This window comes from Nicoliella lavandulae, assembly GCF_037546185.1.
Taxonomy (GTDB): domain Bacteria; phylum Bacillota; class Bacilli; order Lactobacillales; family Lactobacillaceae; genus Nicoliella; species Nicoliella lavandulae.
In genome coordinates, this window is record NZ_JAWMWH010000003.1 from 1 (window position 1) to 23,436 (window position 23,436).

The following is a 23,436-nucleotide window of genomic DNA, read 5'->3' on the forward strand; positions in this document are numbered from 1 at the left end:
ACCGCATTTATAGTTCCCATTCCTTTCACCTAAAATCATTATCAATTATAAATACGCTAAAAACTATGAATTAATCCCAACCACCGTCTGGTGCAGAATCACGTTTTAAAATTCCAGATACATATGGATTGCCAGCAACGTTGAACCGTAGTGGCTCGGATGCATCCTTACCGTCTTGATTGACCCCAATTCGTTCACTGGCAATGACCTTGCGAAACGGGCGCTTATGGTCTAGATCCATTTTAAATGGACAATCATTAACTAGTTGCAAGTTCAAATCACAGTCATGAATGCCAAATGCTTCCATGAGTTTCCCGGGACCATTGGTTAAATTAACGCCGCCCTTACTGCGGTTTTGTTTCATGATGTCAATTCCATCACTTGGCTCCAAGCCGCGAATCAAAATCCCTTGTGGAACATCCTTTGGTTGGGTCACAATATCAAAACAATACCGGCCATGAATTGAGTAAATATAAACCGATCCGGGTGCCCCGTAAAGCGGTTCAACTGAGGGCGTACGCCGTCCTTGAAATGCGTGCGCTGCAGAATCATTCTCACCTAAGTAGGCTTCGGCTTCAACAATATATCCACCAACGCGGCCCTTCGGCCCATCATAAATTAATTTCCGTCCTAAACAATCTTCAGCAATCGTTTCAGTAGAACGATTGCTAAAAAAGTCAGTTACTTTTTTTAACATTGCTTTATCCATGTTAATTCCCCCTAATTACCACCTAATTATACGACAATCTCATAAATTATATTAAAAAACGTTCCAATTTGACCATTAAAGTGATAAAATGATTAGAAATAGATTAGATAGGAGTGAAAGTGTATGAAATATACAGTGTTAGGTGCTGGTGCAATGGGCTTAAGAGTTGGAGTATTACTCCAAGAAGCTGGCTTTGATGTCGACTTCGTTGATACCTGGGCGCCGGAAGTAGAAACAATTAAAAAGCAAGGCGGTGTTTATGCATCACGTGACGGCTTAAACCGACATTTGGTCCCCATTAACATTAGCTTCCCAGAAGATTATAATGGCGACCCTGATGTTTACATAGCTTTCACCAAACAAATGGGCTTAGCAGAAATGTTAGAACGTTCTTCTCATTTCTTCAAGGATCATCAATACATTGTCAGTGGAATGAATGGAATGGGTCACATTGAAAAGTTCGATCAATATTTTGCCAAAGATAAGGTCATTGGTGGAACCGCTTTAATTGGAACGGTATTAAACAAACCTGGTGATGTTGATTTTATTGGTAAGGCTGGGGCTGGTTCAATGCATTTAGCCAATCAAACTGAACAACCTGATGAAACCACTCATCAAATCGTTGCAGATTTTAAAAAGGCGAACCTTAATCCAACCCTAACTACTAACTTTATGGGAACTTTACTATCAAAGATTATCTTTAACTCAGTGGTTAATACCCTTTGTACAATGATGAAGATTCCAATGGGTGAATTTATTCAATCGCCCACCGCTGAAAAGCTATCCCGTCAATTAATTAACGAAGCATATGATGTCTGCGAACGGGAAGGGATTAACTTACTTAGCACCCGTGAAGAAGAATGGGAAACGGTTAAATACGTTAGTGAAGTTGGGAACCCACTTCATTATCCATCCATGTACCAAGACTTTTCAAAGGGCCGGCCAACTGAAGTTGACTATATTAACGGCTATATCTATGACTTAGGGGTTAAAAACCACTATGAAGCAAAAACTCATGACTTCCTACGTAATTTAGTTCATTTAGCAGAATTTGCCGGCAACTTTGATCTTGCCTCCTATGTCGAGAGTGTCCAGAATAGCTAATCATCTGGAAATTTAACTCGACAAATTATAGGGGGAATCAATTATGTTTGAAAAATTAGTTAGTGCACTTTGTCCCATTATTGTAACGTTATTGGTCGGTTTCTATGCTTCACATCGTAAAAAGTTCGATTTAAATGATGCTGGAAAATTTAATAAGTTTGTTTTGAATTATGCGCTGCCGTTTAGTTTATTCGGAAGTATCATTTCCATTAAGAGTAAAACCATTATTGATAACTTACCAGTTGGTTTTTGGATCATGTTAGCCATGATTGGTGGCTACATCATTACATTCTTAATCTCCCACTATCTTTTTCATCGCCCGATCAGTATCGCTGGACTAAGAGCGTTAGCAATTAATGGACCATCTGTTGTTTACGTTGGCCCCATCATCTTGGGAGCAATTTTCCCGAAACAAAGTCCATTAATTATTTCCTTTGGTGGAATTGTTTTAAATTTATTCCTAATGCCAGTTACAATTATTCTTATTACAATGGATAAAAGTGGCAATACTAATTATTTAAAACATTTTGTTGCCGCAATCAAAAAGCCAGTTGTGTTCGCACCGGTATTAGCATCAGTGTTAGTCTTTCTCGGCTTTAACATTGATCCAGTTTGGGAACGCAACTTTACCATTATTGGTGGTACGACTAGTGGATTAGCCCTCTTCTCATCTGGAATCATCCTAGAACGACTAAAACCTAGTTTATCATTGCAAGTTACTAAGAACGTGTTCTTAAAACTAATTGCAGTGCCATTTATCATGTTCCTATTAATGAAGGCCGCTGGATCAAATTCATCAGTAATTACTGAGATCTTGATCACTACCGGAATCCCTAGTGCTGCCATCATTACTACGTTCGCTAATCAATACCACGTTGCTGAAAAAGAAATGGTCTCAACCCTCTTCTTCTCTACCGTTATTTCAATTATTACGTTAGCAGCGATTATGTTAATTCGTGGAATTTAATAAAGGCCTCGTTACCGAAAATTCAGTAACGAGGCCTTTTATTTACCATTTAAAAGCATTTAATTCACGCTTAAGTTCTTCAGCTGATAAATGGCCTTCATTCTTTTTAAAACCGTTAAAATGATGCGGATTCATTAACGCATCCTGTTGAAATTGATTTGCTTGTGATAATCCATAATCTAATAGAGTGCCATTTTTAATCTTATGATTTAAAAAACCATTGATCGTTAAATTAGGATCATCGATGGCCTGATTAATCAGATTTAATAACTCAATATATTCAGGTCCTAACGCTAAGTAGTTAACAAAATCACGCAGACGATGAATCAATTGCCGTGCTTGGTCTTGATATTCACAAACTTGGTCAGGACGTTCTAGGGCCACGCGTTCGTTCATGGCATCTGCAGTTCTTAGTTCAGCAACTGCATCATCTGCAAACGGTTCAACATCAGAAAACAAGAAGTAGTTAACCAATAAACTAACCAGTTGTAACGTTGTATTTTGCACTGCTACATCGACTCTAGGATCCAAATCAAACATTCGTAGCTCCAGGTAACGAGCTCCGTTTTGTTTGAGTAATTCTAAGTTATTATTGCCTCTAAATCTTACCGAACCATGAAATTCAGCGGTCCCAGCAATTTCACCATTCTTTAATGCTTCTAAAATACGATCAGCATATCGATTCACATCAGAATAGTCAACATCAAAAGATGTGATAAAGCCAAAATGACTCTGTCGAATACTCCTGATTGGATTATTAGGGCCTTTTCCTTGGTCAAAATAGTTGGCTTGTGCCACTGGACTAGCCCCAAATAAGTACGTTAATAGCCATCGATACTTAATAAAGCCCCGCGCAATCATTGAATAGGCATGATTTCTAAGGGTTTTGATATCAGTAAATGCTGAATCACTCGTTTTTAATAATTCATTTAATCCCGCTTCACTAACACTTAAATTAATATGAACCCCACACGGTGCCCCACGGGTAATTCCATACCGTTCACAAATACTTTCAAAATAACGTTGTTTTTCTGGTGGTTCAACTGCTAGTAATGATTTATCCTTGTGTTTTGGCAATTCGGCTGGCATTGATAATGGCCATAATAGCTCGTCTTTACGCAACGCTTGCCGTAAAACATTCGTCAATTCATAGTCATATTTTAAAGTGTGACTAACGTCATCAATTGGCGTCACAACTTCCGTCATTGATTCCAAGTAATCCTTAGTAATCCAAGGGTTCTTAAATGGACTCCCGGCGCCGGTTGGATGGGGCGTCATGCTCATTTTGCCATCGTAATCGGTTCGCATTCGCTCAATTTCAATTCCCATTGAAACATTTAAAAAAGCGTCAATTAAGTGGCGACTATTTAAGCTAACCCCAAGTTGATTTAACAAAGTAATCCCTTCTCCCCGAAGTATAATTAGGAAGATTATATAATTATTAAACAAAAATTACAATTAAAAAAGAGAAATTAATGGTTATTAATTTCTCCTCATTATTTAATTATTATTACTTAGGCTGCCAATTACCATTAAATAATCCTGCTTTTAATTGAGCAGCTGTTAAATTACCATCAGTGCCCTTAAAACCATCAAAGTTATAACGACCCTGTAAGCCATCGCTTTGATACTGCTTAGCTCGATTCAACCCAAATGATTCTAATGAACCATCCTTGATTTGACTAAGCAAGTATCCGCTAATCGTTAGTTTAGGATTATCTAATTTAGCAACAGCATCATCTAAGACCTCAATGTATTCTGGACCTAGTTCTAAGTAGTTAACAAATTCGCGTAAGCGAGCTAAAAATGCACGTGCTTCAGGTTCAAATGCACATTTTTGATCAGGTTGTTCTACTGCCACCTGTGCATTCTTGTCATCAGCAGTCCCTAATTCATCACCAATGCTATCGCCGTTGATGGGTTCAGCCATTGCAAAATACATCATTAATAACCGAATAAAACGCAATGTTGAAGTTTTAATTGCTACTTCGCTAGTTGGGTCTAAATCAAACATCCGTAATTCTAAGTATTTAATCCCCGTTTGCTTTAGTTGATTCAAGTCTTTTGCGCCCTTGAACCGGACCGCACCGTAAAACTCAGCAATTGACATAATTTTACCATCATTAACTGCATTCATAATTTTATCAGCATACTTTTCTACACTTGAATAATCAACCGGGAATGACGTTGGATAACCATATTTACTTTGTCGAATGCTTCTAATGGGATGGGTTAATTGCTGCCCATCTTCAAAATAATTAGCTTGGGCAACTGGACTGGCTCCAAATAGATAGGTTAGTAACCAACGATACTTAATAAAACCCTGTGCAATAATGGGATAAATATAGTTTTGCACGGCCACTTCATCCCTAAACTGATCACTAAAGTGGTCTAACAAAAATGCTAATACGTCAGAATGTAAACTAACGTTGACGTGAACTCCACAAGGAGTTTGTCTAGACACGCCATACCGATGATACAGGCCTTCAATATACTTACGCTTTTTAGGACTAGCATGAGCCAACAACGTCTCATCCTTTACTTCTGGTAAAGCTGGTGGCATCGATAGTGGCCACAATAACTCATCGCTTGCTAGTGCCTTTCTTAGCACATCGGTTAACGCGTATGAATAATGAAGCGTATCTAAGTCATTATCAGACGGAGGCGTCACAACTTCTGACATTGTCTCCATAAAATCATTAGTAATCCATGGATTAGTGGCCTCGTTCCCAATTCCACTGGGGTATGGATGCTTACTTAACTTTCCATCTGAATCGATTCGATCTCGTTCAACTTCAATGCCCGTTCCGATCATTGCAGCCTTTGCAACTAGCTTATTATCAACTAAGGCTTTGCCAATTTTGCTAAACATTTAATTCACCATCTTTCGAACTACTTTTGTAATGAATTTTATACCAAAGCATGGTTGGTTACAATTAATAGCCACCTTAAATGAGCATATTGATTGTACAAATCCTAATTTCAGTTAGAATTATAGTAGATATACATTCGGAGGTAATTTTATGACAGTTTTTCCAGCATTTTCAAAAGATGATGTAATTGCAACATTAAAGCAAGCTGCCCCAAATGCAGATATTGATACTGATGCAAACACCATTGCTAAACACCAAAGTGACCAAGATGGATTAATTCAATCCCCTGACCAACTATTGGCCTACATTACCGTTAACGATAAGGATGATGTTAAAGGAGTCCTTGCCACTGCTCGTCAGTATCATTTGCCAGTGGTTCCACAAACGACCGCTTCCAGTGTGGTTTCTGGTTCTAACGCACTATCAAACGCTTTAATGATTTCAACTGCTAAGTTAAATCAAATCGTTAAGATTGATCCTGAAGACCAACTAGCAGTAGTTCAACCAGGCGTTATTAACAACCAGTTAAATCAAGAAGCTAACAAGGTCGGATTGTTATATGCACCTGATCCCGGCTCCCGAACATTCTCATCCATTGGTGGTAATACTAATACCAATGCTGGTGGTGCGGCTGCACTCCGGTATGGAACTACTAAGGATTCTGTATTAGGGCTTACCGTTATCTTAGCCGATGGACGTGAATTACATCTGGGTGGTCAGACATACAAAGATTCATTTGGCTATGACTTAACCCATTTATTCGTTGGTTCTGAAGGAACCTTAGGAATTGTAACTGAAATTACCGTTAAGCTATTTCCAATTCCATTAGGGAAAACAATTGCTGGTGCCGCAGTGTTCAAAGATATGAATACCTTAGCTAAAGCCGCAAGTGCCATTCGCAGAGCTGGTACGTACCCATCATTAATGCAGGCTCTTGACCGCAATATTTTACTAGCAATGGACAAGCTAAATAACACTAATTATGCTAATGACGGTGATGCCATGTTAGTGGTCAAAGTTGATGGTAGTAATGAACAGGTGTTAGCAGCATTACAAACTATTTTTGATCAATATAATGGTCAACAAGTTCAACTTACTGATGATGATAAAAAAGCTAACTCAATTGCTGGTTTAGCAATGGCGATGTTCCCCGCCATTTATTCTGACCAAAGTAAACAATTCTTTATGTCTGATTTAACCGTTCCATTATCAAAATTTGCTACGTTAATGAACTATGCTCGTCAACAAGGCATTGATAATGACGTTACTATTTTCACTGCATGCTACGCTGGTGACGGTACTGTTCACCCGATTATTGGTTGGGATAAAAATGACGAACACATCCCCGCTGCAGTAATTAATACCGTTGAAAACCTATACCACAAAACAATTGAATTAAACGGTACCATTACTGGTGAATACTCAGTAGGCGCATTAAAAGCGGCATGGACTAACCAACAACTTGGCTCAAACGTTGATTATCTCCAACAACAAATTAAGTCCCTATTAGACCCAATGCACCTACTAAATCCAAAACGTAAAATCAACTAAGCTAATTAAAGTGTGATATGATAATAAGCACTACTTTTAGGAGAATAATTAAAATGAAATTAAATCGATTAATCACTACCATTGCACTAGCGTTACCATTAGCTACTGCTCCAATTATCACCAGCACCACTAGCGTACATGCTGCTACTGAAAAGCAAACTAATTCGCATGACTATGCGTTGGCATCAGCAGTTAGATACAAACATGCTAAACACTATCGGACTGCAAACTCTAATCCGACAGTCTATCAAGCGACATTTATGGCCGACGAACCGGTGGTAACCCTTGCTAATGGAAAAGCCACTAAGGTCAAAAGTCGCAGTGTAACTGTTGATCAAAAAATTGTAATCAAGGTAAGTAACCAAAAACTAACGAAGTTACTAAAGAGCAAATCAGCATATAAAGCTGCTAAGAACGTTACTTATTTCCATGCTAAGGGATTAGGTTGGATTAAAGCATCAGCTTTAACTAAATAAAGAAAAATACCGTTATCAATTAAGATAACGGTATTTTTTTAATTAAATTATTGTTGATCAATCCAAGTATTATATGAATCTGTCAATTCACCTAGGTTACTTAAATTTTTCTTTTGAAAAGTATTCATTTTAATGGTTGAAGGGCAACTTAACTTAATTAATCCTTTGGTTGAACGAATCGTAATTACCCGTTTGCCAATCCCATACCTAAAATCAAATTCCCGGATTTCTAGATCCGTTAAATAGGCATTCTCACCAGTAAATTGACCAGATTTACCAATTCCAATGAACAAAATCCCATTTTTTTCAAATGATAAGATATAAGATTTAGCCACTAGTAAGTCCCAAATCAAAGCTAGTGATTGCTTCTTATTGTAGCTTTGAGCAAACACAATATTATCAGAACGGTCGGAAAAACCCATTAGACGCTTATAATAGGTAATCTGATCTGCTTTAATATCCTCATTTAAACTGTTCAATAAAATATCAGGTAGCTTAGCATTAAGATTAAATTTAGTGGTTGCACCAGTTGCTGGCGCTTCAACCCCTGAAAAGCTAAATCCACAGTTAGGACAAGCTAAATCAGTGGGTGCTAACATCGTACCACATTCAGGACATTGTTTTCTCTTCATTCCATTCACCTTCAATTACTTTGCTTGATTAATTGCGTATAGTGCTAATGCAAAATTACCAATGGTTGCCGAGCCATTATTTTTAGCTAATGGCATTCTTAGGTAGCTATCTAAATCACCTACCGTTACGTAGTCTTTAAAAAGATGTTTAAAGTGATCGCGGACTAGTTTTAAAAACGGTTCACTAATCACTCCACCACCAAAAATGATTACGTTCGGGCGAATTAGCAACGTAGACTGAATTGCGGCTTGGGCAACGTAGTATGCCATGATATCCCAGACTGGATTATCAAGTGGCACGTCTTGTCCTCGCATCCCTAACCGCGCTTCGAACGTTGGCCCACATACTAAGCCTTCCAAACAATCACCATGAGCGGGACAAATCCCCTTAAAATCTAAATCATCAGGATGCCGTTTAACATATACATGTCCAGCCTCTGGATGTCCAGCAGCACCTAAGAAATGATCATCTTCGTAGATTCCAGCCCCGACTCCAGTTCCCACCGTATAATACACTAATGATTGAATGGGCTTTTGTGCAATCAATGATAGCACGTATTCTCCATAAGCAGAACCATTTACATCGGTGGTCCAATAAAGCGGGATGTTAAACTTTTTAAATGGCCCTAAAAAGTCCACATCGCTCCATCCTTGCTTTGGTGTATCAATAATATATCCATACTTAGATGAACTCTTCCGGACTTCAATTGGTCCAAATGATGAAATCCCGATACCAGATAGCCCTTGGTCTTGATACTGTTCAAAAAAACGGACTGCTTGAGAGAGTGTATCTCCCGGCACTGTCGTGGGAATTGTAATTGAATCGATCACTGTGTATTGTTCATTTCCAACGGCACAAATAAACTTAGTACCACCAGCCTCAATACTACCTAATAGCATTGTTAGCCTCCCTTTAATCACTCTTTTATAAATTCGTTTCTAGCTGGGTATGCTTTGACAAATCATAGTCAACTATGAATAATAAAAAGGATAGGCATTATAACCTATCCTAATTATTAACATTCAATAATTAATTTTGGTTTAATATTATTCATCGTTTTTAATATGTAATTGTCCCCACTAGCTTTTAATAATCAACTATTATTATAAAACTAATAACGGGACAATATCAACAACCCAATATCGAATTTTGCAAAATAGGAAGGAATTATTATGAACTCAATTACCGGCTTTGAAATGGCCAAGCGGATTCAAAAACAAATGCAAGAACGCTTTACTTTATATAAGATCGACACAATCGATATCGAAGCTAACCAATCAGAACCGCAGATTAGCATTCATTTAATCCATAAACAAACTAACGCTAGTGAACACGTTAGTTTATTAGCAGAACAACAATCGGATAATCATCACAACGTGCATTATGCTCTTTTCAATCAAGATAATTATTTCACCGACTTATACAATCACAATCGTTCTCAATACGTTCAAATCAACCATAAAGTCGCTCCCCTTATCAATCAGGAACAATTAGTGCCAGAAAATCTATACTTGATTCAAGATGCAGCTGGCCGACCCGGTGTTGACTTTATTCATTTAGAACAGACCGTTGATGCAATCAGCTTAATTTTATCAATTTCACAAATCTTTAAGTCAACAGCCGTTTAAAATGATCCACTCATTCTCATTAGTTCGGGGGGCCGCAAGGTTAATAGATAGCCATGTCCCTTACGGTTAAACGTTAGTCCTTCAAATTCTCGATTGGTTTTTACCCGAACGTATCGAATATCACTCTTCTTTAATCGATTGACTTTCCAGGCCGGTGCTGAAATAATACTGCCGTCTGATACAAAATAGAGGCGGTCATTTTTAGGATTATATCCTAACCCTTGTGGGATGGGCCCAGCTGCATGCCGAATGGCAGTCTTCATTAAATTAAAGTGAACGCCACTTCTAGAAATCGAGCCTCGATATATCTTATATGCACCCTTACGAACGTTTCCACCGCCACTTCGTACGTACGTAAATGCGTGCCCGGAATTATCAAAGGCTAGCGTATTATCCATTAAACTGCTGTTATAGGAGAACCGAAAGTTAATGCGATAAATGGGTCTTAATGTCTTTAAGCTAAGCTGTTCAGCACTAGCTTTTGCATATGATCCGCGTCCCATGTTTAAAAACCATAACTGTTTCTTTTTAGGATTATAAGCCAGCGATTGGCCATGCCCACCGTTAAAGACCGGACCCACCTTAATACCATCCTTATGGTTACTAGTGTAGCCTAATTCTAAGCCATGGTGATGAATCTTATTCAAGTCATAACGCACAACAAAATCACGATGATCATTTAACTTACCATTGTAGTTATACATAACGTAAGCATAGTGCCCCACAATAGCACTACTTTGGGGGGCTGTCCAACGAGCTTCCCCATTATGTGGTAAAAAAATGCTCGTATTGAATTTAACATGCTTAGCACCGTGATTAACGCGCATATGGTTCAACTTTCCAGAGCCAGGGTAATTACCGGTTGAATACTCCTTAGGTACTCCACGGGTAATATTTCGGTTATATACTAATTTAACCCGTGGGGAACTGGTAATTGCATATTGTTTTTGATTGTGTACAGTCATTGCATGTGCTTGACCTACATCCATACTACTAACTAATACCAACGTGATTGGCACAACTGCTAGCCATTTGACTAACTTCATATTCTTCATCTCCATTAAAAAACATACAGATTTATTATACACGGATTCAAACTAATTAAGTTTACAATTGCATTAAATACAAAACAAAATGGGCAACCATGCTTAAATTTAATCACTAGCATAGTCGCCCATTAATTAATATTTAATCTTAGTTTTAGTTGTAAATTCAACAATATGGTTAGCTTGTTTATAATATTTACCCAAATAGTGCCACTTTGTTACTTTCTTATTGATGCTACTGGATAATTTAATCCGTTTTTTACTTAGTACCGTTGCTTTATAGTGGAAATAATTTGAATGGTCATGCGAAGTTAAGTAGTAGGTATGCCCCTTCTTAATATACTTAAGACGGGAGTTCACTCCGCCGCCTGCCGCATTAAACAACTTAGCTGGTTTATGCTTAGTTAAATAAAATAATGATGTCTCATCGGTTCCATGCTTACCAACATACCAAACTGCCCGTTGATAATTAGCACCCTTAACTAATAATTGGCCTGGAATTTTTTTAACCTTAGTAACCCAGCTGCCCTTTAATACTGATGGTGCCCCTTTGTGCACTACTGTTTTGGCACTAGTAATTGGCGTTGGGTTAAATAATCCAATCGCAGCTAAAGTCGCCAACGGAATTAAGCCTTTTAATAAACGTTTCATCATTCCAACATTTCCCTTCGTTAACTTAAATGTACAAAAAAATAGCCCTGCTTTACGCAGGACTATTTTATTTAAGATTATTTATCAGCTTTTTGGTCATCAGCGGCCTTATCGTCTGACTTGTCGCCATCCTTACGTTCGCTAATTACTAACTTGCCATCTTTCATGCTAGCTAATAAGTGTTTAACATCAGTGTGATCCAAGTAGAAATCAGTAATGTTATCTCTAATTTGTTGTTCAATTACCCGACGAAGTGGACGAGCACCCATTGCTTCATCATAACCTTGGTCAATCAAGAAGTCTTTAGCTTCATCAGTTACATGAACATCCATGCCCTTCTTAGCTAATGTCTTGTTAACATCATCTAACATTAAGTTAACGATCCGCTTCAAGTCTTCCTTAGTTAAGTGGGAGAATTCAACAATGGCATTAAATCTGTTTAAGAATTCTGGTCTGAAGTATGGTGCTAACTTCTTTAGTAAGTCATCATCCTTCTTCTTATCACCAGTTAATTGTTCATTACCAAATCCTGCGTTTGAAGTAGCAATAATAACGGTATTCTTAAAGTTAACAGTATTACCTTGTGCATCAGTTAAACGACCATCATCAAGAACTTGTAATAATAACGTTAATACTTGTGGATTGGCCTTTTCAATTTCATCTAATAGGACAATGGAGTAAGGACTACGACGAACCTTTTCAGTCAAAGTGTTATTAGTATCATTGTAACCAACGTATCCAGCACTAGCACCGATTAACTTAGATACAGCAGTAGCATCAGAATATTCAGACATATCTAATCTGATGATAGCATTCTTCTTACCAAACATATCTTGGGCTAATTGCTTTGCTAATTCAGTCTTACCAACACCAGTTGGTCCAACGAATAAGAAGCTACCAATTGGACGGTTTCCTTCATCAAAACCAGCCCGGTTACGACGAATAGCACGAGCAACATCTTTAACGGCTTCATCTTGACCAATTACCTTACCACGAAGTCTTTCATCCATGCCCTTAAGACGTTCAATATCACTATTACCCATCTTAGCAACTGGAATTCCAGTAATTCTTTCAACGGATTGAGCGACATCGTTAACAGTAGCAGTAACTTTCTTTTCATCACTACTATTATCTAGTTGTTCCTTTAAGCTTTCAATCTTGTTTTGGTGTTTCAAAGCTTCTTCGTAGTTTTCTTTATCAGCAGCAGCTTGTTTAGCTTCTGTTTCCTTCTTGATGTCAGCTTCAATTTGTTTTTGATCAACAACTGGGTGTTGAGCTGCTAAATGAGCAGCAGTTACATCAATTAAGTCAATGGCTTTATCAGGAAGATGTCTTTGTGGGATGTATTGATCTGAGAAATCAATTGCAGCCTTTAAAACATCATCTGGAAGTTCAACGTTGTGGTGCTTTTCGTATAATGGACGAATGCCTTCCAAAATTCTAAATGTGGTTTCATCTGATGGAGCCTTTACTTGGACTTCGTTGAAACGACGAGCAAGTGCAGAGTCCTTCATGATTGTGTTACGGTATTCATCTTGAGTCGTAGCACCAATGATGGAAATTTCACCACGAGATAAAGCTGGCTTAATAATATCAGCTAATCCCTTAGAACCGCTTTCGTCACCGGCATTACCAGCACCTAAGATTTGGTGGATTTCATCAAAGAATAGGATTACGTTACCTCTAGCCTTAACTTCTTTAATTAAGTCTTGAATATTTTGTTCGAAACTACCACGGTATTGAGTACCAGCTTCAAGTCCAGAAATATCAATACTAATAATTTCCTTATTCTTAATCGCTGCAGGTACATCACCCTTAACGATTGCTTGTGCTAATCCTTCAACAACAGCAGTCTTACCAACTCCGGCATCCCCAACTAACACTGGGTTGTTCTTAATTCTTCTGGAAAGAACTTCTGCAGTTTCTTGGATTTCTTTGTTACGACCAACAACTGGGTCTAACTTATGATCCTTAGCTTCTTGGGTAAGGTTACGACCTAATTTTTCAAGGATGCTACCTTTACCACCCTTACCACCTTGTGCAGGTTGGCCATTTAATTGGCCGTTCTTTTGAAATTCGGCAAATTGTTCAGGAGTTAGTTCTTGGCCGTTAACTGAATAGCGACGTTGAGTGTTACCCTTGCCATTGTCATTAAACATTTGATTAAAAATATCATCAAAACCATCATTACCAAAGAATGGATCGTTTGAAAATCTAGCCATAAAAACATTCCTCATTTCTTTTTATTAAATATCTATTTATTTTATTGTTTTAAAACTAAAATTACATATTTGCTCATTATAGAATCAAGCTGCAATGAATCATTTATTACTTAAATAATTCTCCTCCAGCACCTTTAGCACTTGCCACATCTTTTGATGAGTAGCACATGCTAAAGCATCTAAATCACGCAGATTCATCGAAGTAGAACTTGTCTGATTCTTATTAAATGATTTATGGAGGGTTGTATATCCGTAACCGGATTCCTTTGCAACTCGGTAAATCGAAAGTTGATTTCTATCCAGATACGACTTTATATCTATTTTCATATCCTTATCGCCTCGATTCACTTAAAGAATAACACATATTCTATATATCACAAGTGTAAAGCTCACAGATTTTAAATTTACCCGTGATAACGAAATGATATAAGGATTTCCAAAACCTTTATATATCATTTACATATTCTAATATATCACTTTTTTAACATAACACAAGTATAAAGCATCGAAAAACACAACTTTTTTAAATAAAAAAAGAACGGGCTTAAATCCCCCGTCCTAAGCGTGTTTAGGCACTGTTTATTTAATTTGATATTGCTATCTGTAAAAAAAAATTTCAGATAAATGACGAAATTATGCTTATTTAAATCGAATATTTTTAATAGCAGTTAATGCAAATGATTCGATTCCAGCTTTAGTTTTTATAAATAACTGATCAGATTGAACTCCTCGGATTGTTCCACTCACTTCAATCAAATCTGAATGGTTAACTAGTTGAATCGTTACTGCTCTAATCTCGTTGATCGATTGATCAATCATATCTTTAATGATTGATTGCGCTTGCTTTGGCCGTGCCACCACCGTTGAATGGTGCTGTTCACGCTCAATGTAAGCAGTATGGTCACTTAACATAAACCCTTGCCACTTCATCATGCCACGATCATGAAAGTCCTCATCAATAAACCGTTGAGCAGTTTTTGAATCGACCGGATGTTTTACTACCACTATTATCACTTCCTTATTTAAACGAGTTACCACCATTATGACCACCGACTAGTCCACTTCGTTTATTTCTAGTTGCTCCTTTTTTTAAATTATAGGGATGCATAATTGCATTCACCCCAAAGCGATCCCGCAAATCATCAACTAATTGGTCAACATCATGTTTTTTGGTCTGGGCAGTTATTGAATCAAATAGATTAATTTGTTCACCCTGCTCATCCACTAAGTTACCATAACTAACGGCTAAATTACGAACGCTCTCACCGTGCCAATACTTATCAAAGATTAATAGTAGATAACTAATTAACTCGTTCGTACTATCAGTTGGATCAATTGTCTGTGAGTGCGCAAAACCACTTGATGAGCCAATTGCTTTGGCTGCATAACTAAATCCAACTCGTAAGTGAACGGTCGTCGCTTGTTTATGATGGTGGCGTAGACGTGCTGCAACTTGTTCACCAATTTCACGGATGACCACTTTAATGTCATCCCCATTATGATAATCGTGAGCAAGCACCTGTGAATTACCAACGCTCTTAGAACGTGGTTTGATCACTTCATCTAAATGGGCTCGATCAATTCCATTGGCCAGGGCAAATAACTGGCCACCAATTACACCAAATTCTCGTTGTAAATAGTATGGATCGGTATGAGCCAAGTCACCCATTGATTCAATCCCGATTGAATTTAAGTGCTTAGCAGTATTTTTACCAATGCTCCACACCTTACTTAACTGGGTGATTGGCCAAATTACCTTACCAAATGTATCATAAGTAAGTTCACCGATCATATCATGATCATGTTTAGCTAAAATATCTAATGCTAATTTGGCCTGCATTGGATTTTCACCAATTCCGACCGTTGTATACAATCCTAACTGATTTTTAACTGCCAACTGAATGGCCCTAGCAACTTTCTTATGACTATTACCAAATAAATGCCATGATTTAGTCATATCAATAATCGATTCATCAATGGAATAGGGAAAGACATCCGCATCTGCAGCAAAATTACGAAATACATTATTAACTGCCAAGTTTTTTTCAATATATAAATTCATTCTAGGCGGCACAATAATCATTCGACTATCGTCTGGTAAGTCACGTTTTCGATCCACGTTCTTTAAGTGATACAACTTCTTGGCCATTGGTGAAGTTGCTAAAATTAGGCCACCGTTGGTGTTATCATTTTCAGATAACACCACTAAAATTGACTTCATTGGATTAAGACCCAATTTGATGCTCTCAACACTGGCATAAAATGACTTATTATCAATCACCATGAACACACCGTGCGGTTCCTTACTGTAGTCCATCCCAATCCCTCCTTATCGTTATATTATACGAACAAATGTTCTTAAATGCAATTCTAATTAAAAAAGCCGCCATTAAAAACGGCGACTTCAATTTAATTATTTATTCGGATTTAAAAATAGTAACTCTGGAGCAGCAGTTGTATATTCCCCAATGTGTTCCTTGAAGTTAATCAAGTGAGGCGTTTTTAAGTGTGCATCCAAAGCAGCTTGATCTTTCCAATGTTCTAAAATTAAATACTGATTTTCATTATTAACATCTTGGTAGTGGCCATAAGCTAAATTTCCTTCATCATTCAATGAATTTTTAACTAAGTTATCAATAAAGGCTAAGTAATCAGTCCGTTTATTCGGATCAACTGTTAATCTAACGTTTACTACAATCATTATTAAACACTTCCTAAATTAATGTGGATGTATTTATTTTAACATAATTTTAAGTTTAGTGGATTAATTCGTGTTACGGACCCTGTTAACTCGTTTAATGTTCAATGCCATAATCAAAGGAATGATAATTAAAATGCTCATAATAACCGTTTGATGATGGTAGCATTTAGTACTGGATGAAAATTAGCTGTTAATGCAATTACTGATGATAATACGACAGAACTACCAATTTGATGAAATACATTCACAGCACTTGAAGCAGCTCCAGCAATATCATCAGACGTATTAGCCACCCCGGATGCAGTCAGTGGTCCAAATGAGAATCCTTGGCCAATTCCAATGACGACCATTGGTAGTGCAACACCCATCCAATAACCAGCTTTTAAGCCAATTATAAATGCTAATGCAACTCCGATTAAAGTTACAAAAGTTCCAAAAACTAAGATGGTTGAATTCTTAAAGTGTTGTGCGGCCTTAGATTGAACATAACCAAAAATAAATTGCGGAATCGTTTCAGGCATAAACCCAACTGCTGCCATTAATGGCGTAAAGCCATAGTATTTTTGTAATACTTGAGGGACCAAGAAGAAGTACGATATCATTACTCCAATGTAGAAGAAACGAGCGACATATGCAGATAGACGTTCTGAATCAGTAAATAATTTTAGTGGCATTACTGGATGATTAGTTTTTGCTTCACGTAGTATAAATGCACCTAAGAAAATAATTGCAACTATCAAAGCTGGCAACTTATAGATACTGCCATCAATACTATATACTAATGCTAAAAAGCCAATAACCGACAAGAATGAACCTAAGTAGTCTAGTTGTTGTTTAGACTTTGGTGCTCGACTAGGAATAAACATAATCGTCATGATGATTAACGCAACTCCGATTGGAACGTTAATTAAAAAGCCCAACCGCCACGAATAAAAGGTCGTGATTAGTCCACCAACGATCAATCCGACGCTAGCTCCTAGTCCAGCAGTCACTCCATAGTAGGCAATCGCTTGGCTTCTTTGTTGCCCAGTATAGTTATCCAATAATAATGCTAAAGACGTGGGGGCTAAGATAGCCGACCCAACACCTTGTAATGCTCGCATACCAATTAAAAAGCCACCGGATGGGGCAATCCCGACCATTAATGAACCAATACTAAAAATAATTAATCCAATTAAAAAGATGCGCTTCCGACCGTATAGATCACCCAACCGGCCACCTAATAATAGTAGGCTTCCAAACATTAGCGCATACATATTTGTAATCCATGCAATCATGTGTGCATTCATGTTCAATTCGTTTGCAATACTAACCGTACTTGTGAACACAACTGAATTGTCTAATAAAATAATAAAATAACTAACTAAAATAATTGGCAGAATAATGCCAAATTTTCGGTTATCCTTCAATTTAATCAACCCCTGTTTTATTAATTAAACTTATTTTATGCCTTAAAGTTAACTTTAAGACAAGGCTTTTTTGCTAAAAAGTGACGTTTGACTTAAAGTTAACTTTAAAGTGTATATTATTAAACATAAAGGAAGTGATAATAATGAATATTAAAAAGGCTAGCGAGATCACAAAGGTTCCAGCATCAACAATTAGATACTATGAAAAAGAACATATTATTCCATATGTAGATAGAAACGATTCTGGAATCCGTGATTTCGATGAACATCTCATTCGCCGCATTAACTTTGCTAAAACTATGCGTGCCGCCGGAATGGAAATTGATGCTCTCAAAAAATATATTTATCTATTTGATAAAGTCAAAGATAGTGAAAGCGATCAACTACAACTACTAAAGCAACAAAAAGAAATCATGGAAGAAAAACGGGATGATATTCAAGCAGCCATTGATCATTTGAACTATAAAATTGACCACTTTAATGATCACATGCAAGCAACTGAAAATGAATTACGTGATTTAGAAAAAGTGCATAAAAATAAACCATAAAAAATAGCAGCCGTTATCCCGGCTGCTATTTTTTATGGTCGGTTAATGCCGACACTTGTTTTAGAATATAAATGATCATCATTGATGAGTTTAGTTACTAGATCAGCAATCGCCGCTCTAGATACATCATGGCCACCAAACGGTTCATTTCTTCCAGTCACTTCGTAATTAGTACTTCCATTATCAAACCAACCGGGTCTGATAATCGTATAATTAAGGCCACTTTGTTCCACAATGTCGGCAGCATCGCGATACTGTTGTAGAAATGGATTGTGAGCTAAGTTACCACTTGCACCAACCGATTCTGGAATTTCATTATAAATGCCCATTGAGCTGATGAAGATAATTCTGGATACATGTTCTTTATTCATTGCATTCGTAATTGTCGTTGCCATTTTGGGTAGATTACCACTAAGGGCCACAAATACTGCATCTTGTCCCTGTAATACGCTGTCTAAATCATTTGGATTAGACGCATTACCATCAACTAATTTAACATTTGAAGCGTCAATATTAAGTTGGGTTGCCGAACGTGAAAACAGCGTCAGTTGATAATCATCATTATTTAACAACTGTTTGGTCAATGCTTGACCTAAGGACCCACTGGCTCCAATAATCAATACTTTTTTCATATTTTTCACCTCATTTATGAACTAAGTATAAATGTTAAAGTTAGGTTTAAGTCAAATAAAAAAGCACGCATTTCAGTTTGAAATACGTGCTTTCATAATCTTACAATACTTTTTCTAAGAACGTTTGTAGTCGTTTATTCTTTGGGTGGTCAAAGATTTCTTCTGGCGTTCCTTCTTCCAAAATCCTACCATCATCAACGAAAACTACTCGATCAGCAACTTCACGTGCAAATCCCATTTCATGCGTTACAACGACCATCGTCATTCCTTCTTTGGCTAGTTGTTTCATAACTTGTAAAACATCCCCAACCATTTCAGGATCTAGCGCACTAGTTGGTTCATCAAATAACATAATATCAGGCTTCATTGCTAACGCACGAGCAATGGCAATCCGTTGTTTTTGACCACCGGATAGTGATTGAACCTTTGCATCAAATTTTTGAGAAAGGTTAACTACTTCCAATAGTCGCTTAGCTTGTTCAGCCGCTTCTTCTTTATTTTCCTTGTGCAATTCAACTGGCGCTAACATAATGTTTTTACCAACAGTTAAATTGTTAAATAAGTTGAAGTGTTGGAACACCATCCCAATATTTTCGCGAACCTTATTCATGTCCGTCTTAGGATCAGCAATGTTCTTACCATCAATCACAACTGAACCAGATGTAGGTTCTTCTAGTTTATTTAAAGTTCTTAATAATGTACTCTTTCCGGAACCAGATGGACCGATGATTACAACCACTTCATTTTTTTGGACTTGGAAATTAACACCCTTTAAAACGTGGTTGCTACCATAGTCCTTTACTAAGTCCTTAACATCTACTTTAATCATAATCTAGTTCTCCTTTCACCCCAATTAGATAACCAGGTCAATAGCGTAATCACGATCAAGTAAATTAAAGCAATAATCGTCCAAACTTTAAATCCTTCAAGGTTTCTAGCAATAATAATCTTACCAGTTTGTGTTAATTCTAGAATTCCGATAATGGATAAAATAGAAGTATCCTTTAAAGTAATAATGAATTGGTTAATAAATGATGGAATGATTAGCTTAATTCCTTGTGGTAGGATAACTTTGAACATTGACTTGGAGAATGGCAACCCTAAACTTCTAGCGGCTTCCATTTGACCACTATCAACCGAGTTAATACCACCACGAACGAATGCGGCAATGTAGGCCCCTTCGTTGAACATCAATGTAACGACCCCGGCGATAAATGCTGGAATCTTAGTTCCCGTTAAGGTAGGAATCCCTGTGTAGATAAATAATGCTAACACTAGCAATGGTAATCCACGGAAAATGTAGATCAACGTACTAGAAAGACCTTGGAAGAACTTGTAAGGCAACACGCCAAGTAATCCAACGATTACCCCGAATAAAGTGGCAAAGAAAATGGAAACAATACTCAACCAAAGAGTTTGTTTAAACCCACTCCAAAGGAAGTTTCGGTTTTGCTTAAGAATTCCCATAAATGAACGGTCGTTAGCTGAATCACTGGCACCCTTACTATCTAAGTAATGCTTAACGATTTTATCGTATTCACCGTTTTTCTTAAGGTTAGCAAGTCCCCTGTTGAACTTAGCAAGTAATACTTTGTTCTTGCCCTTATCAACTGCAAATCCATAAGAACCGCTATCAGCAGGCTTCGTTACGATTTGTAGCTTAGTTCCTTGTTTGATACTATATTGCATAACTGGTTGGTCTTCGAAACAAGCAGCTGAATTACCAGTAAGCACATCTTGATACATATTGTTTGAATCATCAAATGTAACGACCTTAAAACCATACTTGTTTTTAATGCTATTTGCATAAGCAGCTCCGGCGGTACCAGTCTTAACTGCAACTTTTTTACCTTTAAGCTGGTTTAGATTTTTAACGCTACCACCTTGTTTAACGGCCATAACAACCCCAGATTTATAATAAGGATTGGAAAAATCAAAGGTTTGAGCACGTTCGGGAGTAATGTTCATCCCGGCGATCACACCATCAATTTGACCGGATTGGGTCGCCTGAACGGCTGCATTAAATCCGATTGGCTTGATATTAACTTTAAAGCCTTGATCCTTAGCAATTGCCTTCATCAAGTCAATATCAATTCCGACATACTTGTTTTGATCATTAGCAAATTCAAATGGTGGGAATGTAACATCCGTACCAATTTGATAGGTCTTATCAGCGTGGGCAGCCGTATTTGAAAAACCGGCTCCAATTAATAACGCAAATAGCGATATTACCACAGCATTAAAGATCACCTTTAATTTTTTCATGACGATATCTCCTTTATGTAACATAACCGCTACACATTTTTAATTTATATATAATATTTTAGCAGCATTTTTAAGATTTGTATATATTTTATGTCACAAGATGTAACATATAATCTGCTTTTTATAGCGCTTTCATCGTTTATAAACATTGATTTAATCGTATTTTAAGAAAAGCGAAAAAATTTTAAAAATATTTTATTTAGTTATGATAGACCGATGCTAATTTAGAACGAATGTTAAATAGTAAGTATTTGGTTAACTCTATTATTCTTTAAGTATTTATCTACATTGTATTTACCATCTACATAATATAATCTAATTCGTTAAATTTAATTTTTATCGACCCTGCATTCTTAATATCGATGGTTATTTTCTTACTAAGAACTTATCAAATTGGACAAAACTATAATTAGTAAACTACTATAACGATAGTACTAAAATTTACGAAATGGAGATTATATAATATGCAAAAATATTTATTTAATACACTTAAGTATTTATTAGTTACCGTTTTAAGTTTATCAATTGTTGGTATGATCGGTAGTGAAACCCATGCAAGCAATTTAAGAACAACGCCTAGCTCAATTAGAGGAACTTGGTATAATTACAATAAATTTGTAGATAATGATAATTCTAAATTAGGTAAGCACTTCACCATCCTTAAAATTAATAAGAATAATTTCAATTGGAATGGTAATAAAATTAGTAATAACGAGGGTAAGCAATTAAAGGGCTATTACCAGTTTGGTACAGTAAGTGACTTTACTGATGGACTAGCTGCTTGGACTAAAAAAATGAAAATTAATGGTAGTTATCAAAAAGTATTAGTAACTTACCAAAGACAAGGCGCATTTATGGTATTTACTAAAAAGCCAATAAAGCATAATTATTCATATACATTATCTAATGATAAAATCCAAAACTATCAAGATTACATCGGCAAGTAGAAGCCGTTTATACAAATAATACCTAACCTAAAGGGGCTAATTTCGATTTAATATTGAAATTAGTCCCTTTTATATCGCTTTCATCGATTATAAACAATGTTGAAATATTTTATTTGGTTATGATAGATCAATGCTAATTAAGAACGAATGTTAAATAGTAAGTATTTGGTTAACACCATTATTCTTTAAGTATTTATCATTTATATCGTACCTTTTAGAGTTTAATTATTATCAAAGGAATTATTATGCCAAAATCATGTTCTAAAAAAACATGGATTCAATTGTTGCACTAGCAAAACAGAGACATAGTATTAGTTCACTCACTAAGAATTATAATTAATTTGGTAGATAAGACATTTAAGAGAATCCAAAACGAACACCAATATTAAAAAGTAATCACTAGTATTGATTGGCATATAATATTATGAGAATAATGAACAGATTAACTGAATCAAAATTATATAAAATCAATCTAAGTTATTGATATAATAAAATTATTTATTAATGTTAATTTATGTTAAAATTAGTATTAACAATAAGGAGGTTATACACATGAAAATTAAGTTAATTATTGTTTCAATCGTTGTTGCATTTATGTCCATGCCAGTTATTGCAAATGCTAGTTCCCTACCAAAGAGTTTAACTGCTCACAAGTGGTATCAAACTACTGATTTATCCCAGGGTGGATATCATGATAAAACATACTTTAGTAAAAATTCAATGAAAACATATGGTTATGATTTTCGTAAGTCACCCATTGCGAAAGGATGGAAAGTATATAAATTTTCAAATATTAAAAAGTACAATAAAAACATGTATGCTGTAGATTCCAGACTTTCTCCAAGCAAAAAGAAATATAAAATGCTGCTTACGATCAAGGGTGATCAAGTTTGGTTTGCAACAAGAACTAAGGAACACATTAATGGACAGTATGGTTATGCTGGACCTACTAGTCATGAAACATTTGTATTAGCTAAATAATTTATTTTTAATAGTTACTTAAATCATAATAAAGTACATGAATAGACCCACATAAGTTGAACTTTTTAGTTCGACTTATGTGGGTCTTTAATT

Annotated in this window: 24 protein-coding genes; 8 read left to right on the forward strand and 16 right to left on the reverse strand. The window is 36.4% G+C overall.

The window, feature by feature from the left end; translation table 11 throughout:
- Positions 1-70: 70 nt before the first annotated feature.
- Positions 71-709: a DNA-3-methyladenine glycosylase gene (locus R4146_RS06610; protein ID WP_339960671.1), complete on the reverse strand. Its 639-nt coding sequence runs from the start codon at positions 707-709 to the stop codon at positions 71-73.
- 123 nt (positions 710-832) lie between these two features.
- Between R4146_RS06610 and R4146_RS06615 the strand changes: the two genes are divergently transcribed.
- Both R4146_RS06615 and R4146_RS06620 read left to right on the forward strand, forming a co-directional pair.
- A complete protein-coding gene (locus tag R4146_RS06615) occupies positions 833-1,813 on the forward strand; it encodes a ketopantoate reductase family protein (protein ID WP_339960672.1) in 981 nt (326 codons plus the stop codon).
- Positions 1,814-1,856: 43 nt separating this feature from the next.
- Positions 1,857-2,780 (forward strand): AEC family transporter, encoded by a 924-nt coding sequence (locus R4146_RS06620; RefSeq protein WP_339960673.1) that lies wholly within the window; start codon positions 1,857-1,859, stop codon positions 2,778-2,780.
- A gap of 42 nt (positions 2,781-2,822) precedes the next feature.
- Here the strand turns inward: R4146_RS06620 and R4146_RS06625 are convergent, their stop codons facing one another.
- Entirely contained in the window at positions 2,823-4,175 is a 1,353-nt protein-coding gene (locus tag R4146_RS06625) for a glutamate--cysteine ligase (RefSeq protein ID WP_339960674.1), read from the reverse strand.
- A 115-nt stretch (positions 4,176-4,290) separates the two neighbouring features.
- On the reverse strand, positions 4,291-5,652 hold the full coding sequence (locus tag R4146_RS06630; RefSeq protein ID WP_339960675.1) for a glutamate--cysteine ligase: 1,362 nt from the start codon (positions 5,650-5,652) through the stop codon (positions 4,291-4,293).
- 151 nt (positions 5,653-5,803) lie between these two features.
- Between R4146_RS06630 and R4146_RS06635 the strand changes: the two genes are divergently transcribed.
- Together R4146_RS06635 and R4146_RS06640 are read left to right on the forward strand one after the other, a co-directional pair.
- Positions 5,804-7,204, forward strand: a complete 1,401-nt coding sequence (locus R4146_RS06635; protein WP_339960676.1) for an FAD-binding oxidoreductase — start codon at positions 5,804-5,806, stop codon at positions 7,202-7,204.
- 53 nt (positions 7,205-7,257) lie between these two features.
- A complete protein-coding gene (locus tag R4146_RS06640; protein ID WP_339960677.1) occupies positions 7,258-7,680 on the forward strand; it encodes a hypothetical protein in 423 nt (140 codons plus the stop codon).
- Positions 7,681-7,727: 47 nt separating this feature from the next.
- Here R4146_RS06640 and R4146_RS06645 read toward each other — a convergent pair whose 3' ends face one another.
- Positions 7,728-8,312: a hypothetical protein gene (locus R4146_RS06645; RefSeq protein ID WP_339960678.1), complete on the reverse strand. Its 585-nt coding sequence runs from the start codon at positions 8,310-8,312 to the stop codon at positions 7,728-7,730.
- A 15-nt stretch (positions 8,313-8,327) separates the two neighbouring features.
- Positions 8,328-9,212, reverse strand: coding sequence for an ROK family protein (locus R4146_RS06650; RefSeq protein ID WP_339960679.1), 885 nt, complete (start codon positions 9,210-9,212; stop codon positions 8,328-8,330).
- A 273-nt stretch (positions 9,213-9,485) separates the two neighbouring features.
- Between R4146_RS06650 and R4146_RS06655 the strand changes: the two genes are divergently transcribed.
- The gene (locus R4146_RS06655; protein WP_339960680.1) at positions 9,486-9,941 is read left to right on the forward strand and encodes a hypothetical protein; all 456 of its coding nucleotides are present in this window, start codon (positions 9,486-9,488) and stop codon (positions 9,939-9,941) included.
- Here the strand turns inward: R4146_RS06655 and R4146_RS06660 are convergent.
- The 8 genes from R4146_RS06660 to R4146_RS06695 all read right to left on the reverse strand — a co-directional run bounded on the left by R4146_RS06660 (position 9,938) and on the right by R4146_RS06695 (position 17,970).
- The gene (locus R4146_RS06660) at positions 9,938-10,987 is read right to left on the reverse strand and encodes a hypothetical protein (RefSeq protein ID WP_339960681.1); all 1,050 of its coding nucleotides are present in this window, start codon (positions 10,985-10,987) and stop codon (positions 9,938-9,940) included. The genes R4146_RS06655 and R4146_RS06660 overlap by 4 nt on opposite strands.
- Before the next feature lie 135 nt (positions 10,988-11,122).
- Entirely contained in the window at positions 11,123-11,641 is a 519-nt protein-coding gene (locus R4146_RS06665; protein WP_339960682.1) for a hypothetical protein, read from the reverse strand.
- Between the two features lie 74 nt (positions 11,642-11,715).
- Positions 11,716-13,797 (reverse strand): AAA family ATPase, encoded by a 2,082-nt coding sequence (locus R4146_RS06670; protein ID WP_373695359.1) that lies wholly within the window; start codon positions 13,795-13,797, stop codon positions 11,716-11,718.
- A 162-nt stretch (positions 13,798-13,959) separates the two neighbouring features.
- Positions 13,960-14,187: a transcriptional regulator gene (locus R4146_RS06675; protein ID WP_339960684.1), complete on the reverse strand. Its 228-nt coding sequence runs from the start codon at positions 14,185-14,187 to the stop codon at positions 13,960-13,962.
- 312 nt (positions 14,188-14,499) lie between these two features.
- The gene (locus tag R4146_RS06680) at positions 14,500-14,865 is read right to left on the reverse strand and encodes a hypothetical protein (protein WP_339960685.1); all 366 of its coding nucleotides are present in this window, start codon (positions 14,863-14,865) and stop codon (positions 14,500-14,502) included.
- A 13-nt stretch (positions 14,866-14,878) separates the two neighbouring features.
- Positions 14,879-16,183 (reverse strand): Y-family DNA polymerase, encoded by a 1,305-nt coding sequence (locus tag R4146_RS06685; RefSeq protein WP_373695360.1) that lies wholly within the window; start codon positions 16,181-16,183, stop codon positions 14,879-14,881.
- Between the two features lie 90 nt (positions 16,184-16,273).
- Positions 16,274-16,561, reverse strand: a complete 288-nt coding sequence (locus tag R4146_RS06690; RefSeq protein WP_339960687.1) for a putative quinol monooxygenase — start codon at positions 16,559-16,561, stop codon at positions 16,274-16,276.
- 137 nt (positions 16,562-16,698) lie between these two features.
- Positions 16,699-17,970, reverse strand: a complete 1,272-nt coding sequence (locus R4146_RS06695) for an MFS transporter (RefSeq protein WP_339960688.1) — start codon at positions 17,968-17,970, stop codon at positions 16,699-16,701.
- A gap of 143 nt (positions 17,971-18,113) precedes the next feature.
- On the opposite strand from R4146_RS06695, the gene R4146_RS06700 reads away from it, so the two are divergent.
- Complete coding sequence (locus R4146_RS06700; RefSeq protein ID WP_339960689.1) at positions 18,114-18,518, forward strand: MerR family transcriptional regulator; 405 nt, start codon at positions 18,114-18,116, stop codon at positions 18,516-18,518.
- A gap of 32 nt (positions 18,519-18,550) precedes the next feature.
- Here R4146_RS06700 and R4146_RS06705 read toward each other — a convergent pair whose 3' ends face one another.
- From R4146_RS06705 to R4146_RS06715, 3 genes are all read right to left on the reverse strand, one after another.
- Positions 18,551-19,150 carry an NAD(P)H-binding protein gene (locus R4146_RS06705; RefSeq protein ID WP_339960690.1) on the reverse strand — a complete coding sequence of 200 codons (600 nt, stop codon included), beginning with the start codon at positions 19,148-19,150 and terminating at the stop codon, positions 18,551-18,553.
- 100 nt (positions 19,151-19,250) lie between these two features.
- Complete coding sequence (locus tag R4146_RS06710) at positions 19,251-19,979, reverse strand: amino acid ABC transporter ATP-binding protein (protein WP_339960691.1); 729 nt, start codon at positions 19,977-19,979, stop codon at positions 19,251-19,253.
- Positions 19,976-21,415 (reverse strand): amino acid ABC transporter substrate-binding protein/permease, encoded by a 1,440-nt coding sequence (locus tag R4146_RS06715; RefSeq protein ID WP_339960692.1) that lies wholly within the window; start codon positions 21,413-21,415, stop codon positions 19,976-19,978. Before R4146_RS06715 ends, R4146_RS06710 begins: the two co-directional genes overlap by 4 nt.
- A 464-nt stretch (positions 21,416-21,879) precedes the next feature.
- Here R4146_RS06715 and R4146_RS06720 point away from each other — a divergent pair, with 464 nt between their 5' ends.
- Both R4146_RS06720 and R4146_RS06725 read left to right on the forward strand, forming a co-directional pair.
- Positions 21,880-22,362: a hypothetical protein gene (locus R4146_RS06720; RefSeq protein WP_339960693.1), complete on the forward strand. Its 483-nt coding sequence runs from the start codon at positions 21,880-21,882 to the stop codon at positions 22,360-22,362.
- Between the two features lie 552 nt (positions 22,363-22,914).
- Positions 22,915-23,343, forward strand: a complete 429-nt coding sequence (locus tag R4146_RS06725; protein WP_339960694.1) for a hypothetical protein — start codon at positions 22,915-22,917, stop codon at positions 23,341-23,343.
- Positions 23,344-23,436 lie beyond the last annotated feature (93 nt).